This is a genomic window from Mycolicibacterium vulneris (assembly GCF_002104765.1).
Taxonomy (GTDB): Bacteria; Actinomycetota; Actinomycetes; order Mycobacteriales; family Mycobacteriaceae; genus Mycobacterium; species Mycobacterium vulneris.
The window spans coordinates 92,813-99,370 of sequence record NZ_NCXM01000025.1; the positions used below are offsets into that span (position 1 = coordinate 92,813).

The window sequence follows — 6,558 nt, forward strand, 5'->3', positions numbered from 1 at the left end:
CACTCATTCCGTGCTCAGAGTCGAGTCGACAATCACCGGGTTGCGAAACGTGTTCAGCACCGGTGACCAGGCGATGGCGTTGTCGTGGATCTCTTTCAGCGTGGCATCGTCGGCGTCGCCGGCCAGGCTCACCCGGCAGCGGACCGCGCTGAATCCCAGGCGCTTGTCCTGCGGGGTGTCCCCCACCCCCCACACCGCGGAGATGTCGATGTCGCCTTCCATCTCGACCTCGATCTTGGTCAACGTCACGCCACGATGGGTCGCGTTGGCCAACAGGCCCACCGACACGCACGAGCCCAGCGCGGCCAGCGCGGTCTCCGACGGATTGGGGGCCGAGTCATCACCGAGCAGCGCGGGTGGCTCGCCCACCAGCATCGGCGCCAGGTCCCGGACGTAGGTCATGTTACGGAACCCGGTCTCGCACACCGTCTTGGCTTTGAGTGTTTTCCTGCCTGTCTCAGGATTGGCCTTGGCGTTACAGGACAGTCGATAAAGGCCTTCGGCGTCGATGACGAGCGCATCGGTCATGTGACCCTCTCCGTTTCTCGCTGATTCTGCGGCTTCACGGAGTTAGTGCGCGGCGGGCGCCGATGCGTGACGGCCGGCGCGCTTGAAATACCGGCCCGACACGAAACATCACACGTCTGAAACGCCGCCCGGTCGAACGGCCACCGCCGATCGGCGAGATTTGCTCAGCTGAACAGGCTTTGCCCGATGTAGTGGCCTTCAGCCGGCGGCGGCGGCACCGCGAAGATTGCTGATCCGATGTGGCGGATGTATTCGTTGAGCAGATCGTGCGCGCCCAGCCGGTTCTGTAGGCGAATAAAATCTTGGGGATCTTTTTGATACGAGATGAACAGCAGGCCGGCGTTGAGTTGGCCGTTGGCGTCGAGACCGTCGGTGTAGTTGTAGGAACGTCGGCGGATCATGATGCCGTCGTTGTTTTCCCGGGCGGCGAGGCCGACGTGAGACATCGGATCGATGAGCGGGTTGCCGTCGGCGCCTTTGGCGGCGAAATTCGGTGTGTCGAATTCGTGCTTGCCGCTCAGCGGCGCCCCTTCTTCTTTGGTGCGCCCGAAGATCCTCTGCTGATTGCCGATCCGGTCGACATCCCATGTCTCCATCAACATCCGGATCTTGCGGACGACCTGGTACGTCCCGCCGTTCATCCAAGGCTGGTCGCTGTTGTCGACCCAGACGAACTTGGCGTACTCCTCGTCGGTGGCGATGTTGCGGGTACCGTCCTTGAATCCCAAGAGGTTTCGTGGCGTGTGCTGGCCGGGGCCGGCGGAGGCGCGACCGAAGCCCAGCACCGCCCAGTATGGCGAGACGATGTTGCGGCCGAGCCGGGCCAGGTTGCGCACGGCGTGGTAGCAGACCTGGGGGTCGTCGGCGCACGCCTGCACGGACAGGTCGCCGCCGTGCAGGCGCGGATCCAGGTTGTCGCCGTTGAGCGGCGGCAGGTCGGTGAACACGGCGGGTCGCCGGGCGGCCAGTCCGAACCGGTCGCCGAACAGCGACGGGCCCAACCCGATGGTGACTGTGAGACTGGCGGGGCTCAGCCCGTAGGCCTCGCCGGTGTCGACGGGCGGCTGCACCTCGACCTGGGGCTGAACGGTTCCCACCGGCTTGCCCTGCTGCAGGATCGCGGCGGCCGCCGACCAGCGCGCCAACAGGGTCTGCAGCTCGGTGCGGCCCGCGCCGGCGGCAACCGAGAACGACATGAACATGGCGTAACGCTGTGGCGGCGTGTCAATTCCGCCTTGATGGGGCTGGCCGTAGAAGGGGTAGCTGCGGCGCAGATCGACGGTGTCATCGTCGTCACCGCGTTGTCCCGCCGCCATCGCGTGACCGGCGAAACCGCCACCGACGGCACCGAGGGCGGCGCCGCCGAGCCCGGCCAACATGGCGCCGCCAAGCGCGCGCCGACGCGACACCGCGGTGGCATCGGTCGGTGTGCCGGCGTGGTTCGCGTCGCCGTCGGAGCGTCCGGTGATGTCGTCGGTCATGATCAGCCGGCCGTGACTACTTTTTGGGCGACTGTGGACAGGCTCTGGTGCAGCGGCTGGATCACGGCGGTCAATTTCGTTGCGTCGCTGGCCTTCAGCGCCGGGGTGTAGGTCTTGTAGCCGCCGAGTGCGGCCGGGTCGCGATACCCGTCGAGAGTGGCGAGCACGGTCTGGAACTGCTGGTCGATCTGGTGGACCAGATTGGTGTCGATCTTTTCCAGGCCCGGCCGTAGCGACGCGTATGCCTGCTGGGCGCCTTCGACGTTGCCCGAAAAGTCCACCAGGTCAATGTGACTGAAGGCCTCCTCTTCTCCGGTGATCTTGGTGTTCTGGATCTCTTCGATCAGATCGCTGGCACCGTTGGCCAGATCCTCGGGTTTGTACTGCAGGCTTGCGACGATGCCGTTCAATTTGCCGACGTTGCCCACCAATTCGGTGCTGAACGCCTTCGTCCCGGGCGTGATCGCGCCGCCCTGCCACAGATCGCGCTCGATGGCGTGGAAGCCCTTCCAGCCGACCTTCGCGTCGACCGGCGTCGACTCACGCATGTCGATCAGATAGTCCAGGCTGCCGGCATTGTCGCCGACCGCGAAGCCCGGTAGCACGAAGCCCTCCACAGTGGATTCCGAACGCTCCCAGAATAATCGGGCCTTGGCATAGGCTGCCTTTGCCGCGTCGACGTTGCCCGATTGCACGGCCGCATCGAGTGCCTTCACGCCGTCGTTGAGCTGACCGATCTGGTCCACGATGTAGGCGGCGTAGTCCTTGGTGCCCTGGCTGAGGATGCTGGCCACGGTGCCCGTCGGCGTCGCCGGCGCTTTACCCGTCACCGTCAGCGCCTGGTATTCGGTGCTCGCCCCCGGGCAGTAGAGCTGGTAGGCGCCGCCGTCCAGCGAGACCGTGAACGACACCGGGTCCAGGCCGGGCGCGAGGTTTTCCTTCTCACCCACAATCCGCTGGTCCCTGAGCAATTCGACCTCACTGATGCCCGGTGCATTCGTGTTGGCGACTGTGAAGGTCACCGGCCCAGCGGGCACGCTGGTGGTGTCTAGTGCGCAGCCGTCCGTGCCGCCGTTGTTGGCCAGGGTGACCTTGACCGCATTGGCGGTCCCCGGCTTCGGCTGCTGAGCATGGTTCGAGTTGTCGCCCGAGTGGCCGCACGCGGTCACCGGCAACACCGCCGTCGCAACAAGAACCGTCGCGGTCAACCAGAAGTCACGAGACCGGCACGTTGCCGAGGCGATGCGACTCACCATCAATCGATTTCCTCTCATCCTCTTGCCTGCGGTCCACGCGCACCGAGGCTATTGCTGACAGCGCGCACGCCAACGCAAATCCCGCTAACACCAGTGGAAGCCAGACAGTCCAGAGCTGCCGCTCCCCGCGATCGCGGTCGCTGGCGACGATCTCAGCCACCGTCGCGTGGTCTTCGGCAGCGGACGTGGACCAGTCCGTCGCCAGCCCGCCGAGACTGACGGTCTTGGCCCCGGTCAACCCGCCGCCGGTCAAAATCGCCGTGCGGTTGCTCGTCGTGTGCGCACTGATCACGGAGTCACCCCGCGCGAACACGGTGTACACGGTGGTCGTTGACCATTGACCCTGAAATGGCCCCGGAGTGCGGCCGGCCGCGAGACCGACCGGCAGCCGGCCCCCCGCCATGCTCAGCAACTGGTCCAGCGTGACTTCCGGCGCACCGCCGGCCCCGGCGGCCTCGTTAGCCTGCCAGACCTGTACGGGCACGCCGTCCACCGTTTGGTCGTCTGCGGGGATGAGCACGATGTTGCGAACGGTCGAGGTGTCCTGGGGGGCGACGGTCAGCTCGCGTCCGTGCGGGCCGGTCGCCATCGACACCGCGGCGGTGTGGCCGTCGCGGTCGGTGACGGTGCGCGCCCGCTGCGTCTGCGACGAGCCGGCGGCGGGCGTCATGAGGACCAGCCCCGCCCCGACGATGATCAGCACCGAAGACGCCGCCGCCAGCAGCCTGCGGCGGGCTCGCGGCGTGGCGGCGAGCCGGGCAGGCCAGAGAAACACGACCAGCACCGGCACGGCATAGAGCAGCCAGCCCAGCACCTCGATGAGGCGAGGGTCGGCGGGAATGCCGAACACCCCGGTCGTCGCCGCGCCCAGCACCGAGTTGCTGGGTATCCAGCCGGACAGGTCGAGCACCTGTTGCTGGCCGATGGTCACCCAGCCGGCCTCGTGCGCGGTGCGTAGCGCTCCCAGCACCAGCCCGGCGGCGATCAGCACCAGAAACACCCCGGTGACCCGGAAGAACCGGCCGAGGTTGATCCGCAGGCCGCCGTAGTACAGCCCCACCCCGAGCCCGACCGACGTGACGATGCCCACGGCGCCGCCCAGCACGGCGAACCACCGGTTGCCGTGCGATGTCTCGGCGGCCGCCAGCAAGAACACCGACGTCTCGAACCCCTCTTTCAGAACGGCCAGGAACGCCATGACGATCAGGGCGAACGCGCCACCACGGTTGACGGCCTGGCGGGCTTCGCGCTCGAGTTCACCCTTGAGCTGCGCGGCGTTGCCGTTCATCCAGATGATCATCGACGTCACGAACACCACCGCGATGGCGTTGATGACGGTCTCCATCATCTCTTGCTGGGCCTGCGGCAGGCTGGCGGCGAACAGGTCGAGGCCGACGCCCACGCCGACGCTGAGCAGCACGGCCAGGGCGACACCGGCGAACATCGGGCGGATGGACTGGCCGTTTCGCTTGAGGAAGGCACCGACGATGCTCACGATGAGCGACGCCTCTAGGCCTTCGCGGAGACCGATGAGGAACGTGCCGATAAATACGCCGAATACGCCCTGCATATGCCCTGTTTCCGTCCCGCCGGTCGGGACTGTCGGCTAGCGTAGCCTAACTGAAGCGATGGGCATCAGCCCTGGTCCGCTGGCTGCCGTGTCAGGAGATCGGCGCCGTGACGAAGTCGATCAGTTCTTCGACCCGGCTGATCAGTGCCGGCTCCAGATCGTTCCAGTCGCGCACCCGCGAACGGATGTGCCGCCAGGCTCTGGCGATGTCCGCCTGGTCGTTGTGCGGCAAACCAAGCGCCTCACACACGCCGTGTTTCCATTCCACCTGCCGCGGCACCTTCGGCCAGGCGCCCAGGCCCAACCGCTGCGGCTTGACGGCCTGCCAGATATCGACGTAGGGATGACCGACGACCAGCGTGTCGCTGCCGCCCGGCCCCCGCCGCACCGCATCGGCGATCCGCGCCTCCTTGGAACCGGCGACAAGGTGATCAACGAGCACCCCCAGCCGGCGCCCCGGCCCCGGCGCGAATTCGGCGACGATGTCCACCAGGTCGTCCACGCCACCGAGTTGTTCGACGACGACGCCTTCGATTCGCAAGTCCTCACCCCACACCTGCGCGATGAGCTCGGCGTCGTGGCGACCCTCGACGTAGATGCGGCTGGCCCGCGCGACGCGGGCGCGAACGCCCGACACGGCGACCGAACCGGACGCGGTCCTGGCCCCGGCGGTCGGCGTCGGCCGGCGCGGCGCGATGAGGATGACGGGACGCCCCTCGAGCAAATACCCGGGGCCCAAGGGGAAGCCACGCACATGACCGCGCCGGTCTTCCAGGTCGACTCGACCGTATTCCACGCGCACGATCGCGCCGACATAACCCGTCTCCACGTCCTCGACCACCAAGCCGAGTTCGGCCGGGTGCTCGGTCGAACGCGGCTTGCGTCGCCCCGCGGCGAGGACATCGGTTCCATAGCGATCCACCACGCGGCAATACTAGAAAGCCTTGCGGCCAAACACCGTTACGGCGCGCCAGGTTCGGCGAATCGTCACCCGAATCACTCTCGGGGCGCCGGCAGCTGCGGCCGTAAAAAATGCGTTTTAACTGTGTGGCGTTACGCAGCTGATGGGCTCGCCGATGGTACGTTGCTAGCTAGCAAGCACTGCCGCTTACGCGCAACTTGCGGCGGTTAGCGAGGTGGACATATGGACCTGTCGCATTGGGTGACGAGCATTGTGGCTTTTGTGCGGGCCGGCTACCCCGCCGGCATGCCGGCCACCGGGTACGTGCCGCTGGTGGCATTGACGCGCCGACGGCTCTGCGACGACGACATCACCGCCATCGCAAGGGATTTCATCGCGCGTCGGCTCTGGCCGATCGGCTCCGTTGATATCGGCGTCGAGATCACCCGGATTACCAACCAGCTGCCCTCCCCCGACGACGTCGCGCGCATCCAGCGACGCGTTCATGCGCTTCGCTGCTCCCGCGGATAGGCGTCGCCGAGCGATTCACAACCGTCACGGTGACGTACGCACCGGGGCGCCGCAGGCCGCCAGGTAATCCGTGTAACTCCACGACCGCAGAAACTGTTGGCCCGCTTGCAATCCTCGTGCGTAGAGGGCCTCGCGTTGCCGCGTGGCGATGTCGAAGTCGATCGGACTGACCTCGTCGGCCGGCACGAAGATGGTGCGCCGGACGGTGCACGGGTCGTCGATGTAGGCGTTGTCTTGATTGCTCACCAACGTCTCAATCGCCGCGATTCCCAACGACACCGGCCCGTGCAC

6 protein-coding genes and 1 pseudogene are annotated in these 6,558 nt (G+C 66.5%); 1 reads left to right on the top strand and 6 read right to left on the bottom strand.

Annotated features, from left to right (window positions below):
- Positions 1 to 3 precede the first annotated feature (3 nt).
- The 5 genes from B8W69_RS21785 to B8W69_RS21805 form a co-directional block, all read right to left on the bottom strand.
- On the bottom strand, positions 4 to 528 hold the full coding sequence (locus B8W69_RS21785; RefSeq protein ID WP_085291842.1) for an OsmC family protein: 525 nt from the start codon (positions 526 to 528) through the stop codon (positions 4 to 6).
- Positions 529 to 692: 164 nt separating this feature from the next.
- Positions 693 to 2,009 carry an iron uptake transporter deferrochelatase/peroxidase subunit gene (gene efeB, locus B8W69_RS21790; protein WP_085291843.1) on the bottom strand — a complete coding sequence of 439 codons (1,317 nt, stop codon included), beginning with the start codon at positions 2,007 to 2,009 and terminating at the stop codon, positions 693 to 695.
- A 2-nt stretch (positions 2,010 to 2,011) separates the two neighbouring features.
- Positions 2,012 to 3,187 carry an iron uptake system protein EfeO gene (efeO, locus tag B8W69_RS21795; RefSeq protein WP_181447457.1) on the bottom strand — a complete coding sequence of 392 codons (1,176 nt, stop codon included), beginning with the start codon at positions 3,185 to 3,187 and terminating at the stop codon, positions 2,012 to 2,014.
- A gap of 37 nt (positions 3,188 to 3,224) precedes the next feature.
- Positions 3,225 to 4,835, bottom strand: coding sequence for an iron uptake transporter permease EfeU (gene efeU / locus B8W69_RS21800; protein WP_085291844.1), 1,611 nt, complete (start codon positions 4,833 to 4,835; stop codon positions 3,225 to 3,227).
- 91 nt (positions 4,836 to 4,926) lie between these two features.
- Complete coding sequence (locus B8W69_RS21805) at positions 4,927 to 5,760, bottom strand: DUF3097 domain-containing protein (RefSeq protein WP_085291845.1); 834 nt, start codon at positions 5,758 to 5,760, stop codon at positions 4,927 to 4,929.
- A gap of 219 nt (positions 5,761 to 5,979) precedes the next feature.
- Here B8W69_RS21805 and B8W69_RS21810 point away from each other — a divergent pair, with 219 nt between their 5' ends.
- Positions 5,980 to 6,267, top strand: coding sequence for a DUF3349 domain-containing protein (locus B8W69_RS21810; RefSeq protein WP_085291846.1), 288 nt, complete (start codon positions 5,980 to 5,982; stop codon positions 6,265 to 6,267).
- A 24-nt stretch (positions 6,268 to 6,291) separates the two neighbouring features.
- On the opposite strand, the pseudogene B8W69_RS21815 reads toward B8W69_RS21810, so the two are convergent.
- Positions 6,292 to 6,558 (bottom strand): annotated as a pseudogene (locus B8W69_RS21815) (patatin-like phospholipase family protein); the annotation flags it as partial.

What these genes read in the sequence shown, in the direction of transcription:
- efeU (WP_085291844.1), bottom strand. Translation starts at nt 4,835, where the DNA reads ATGCAGGGCGTATTCGGCGTATTTATCGGCACGTTCCTCATCGGTCTC.
- B8W69_RS21810 (WP_085291846.1), top strand. Translation starts at nt 5,980, where the DNA reads ATGGACCTGTCGCATTGGGTGACGAGCATTGTGGCTTTTGTGCGGGCC.
- B8W69_RS21785 (WP_085291842.1), bottom strand. Translation starts at nt 528, where the DNA reads ATGACCGATGCGCTCGTCATCGACGCCGAAGGCCTTTATCGACTGTCC.
- efeB (WP_085291843.1), bottom strand. Translation starts at nt 2,009, where the DNA reads ATGACCGACGACATCACCGGACGCTCCGACGGCGACGCGAACCACGCC.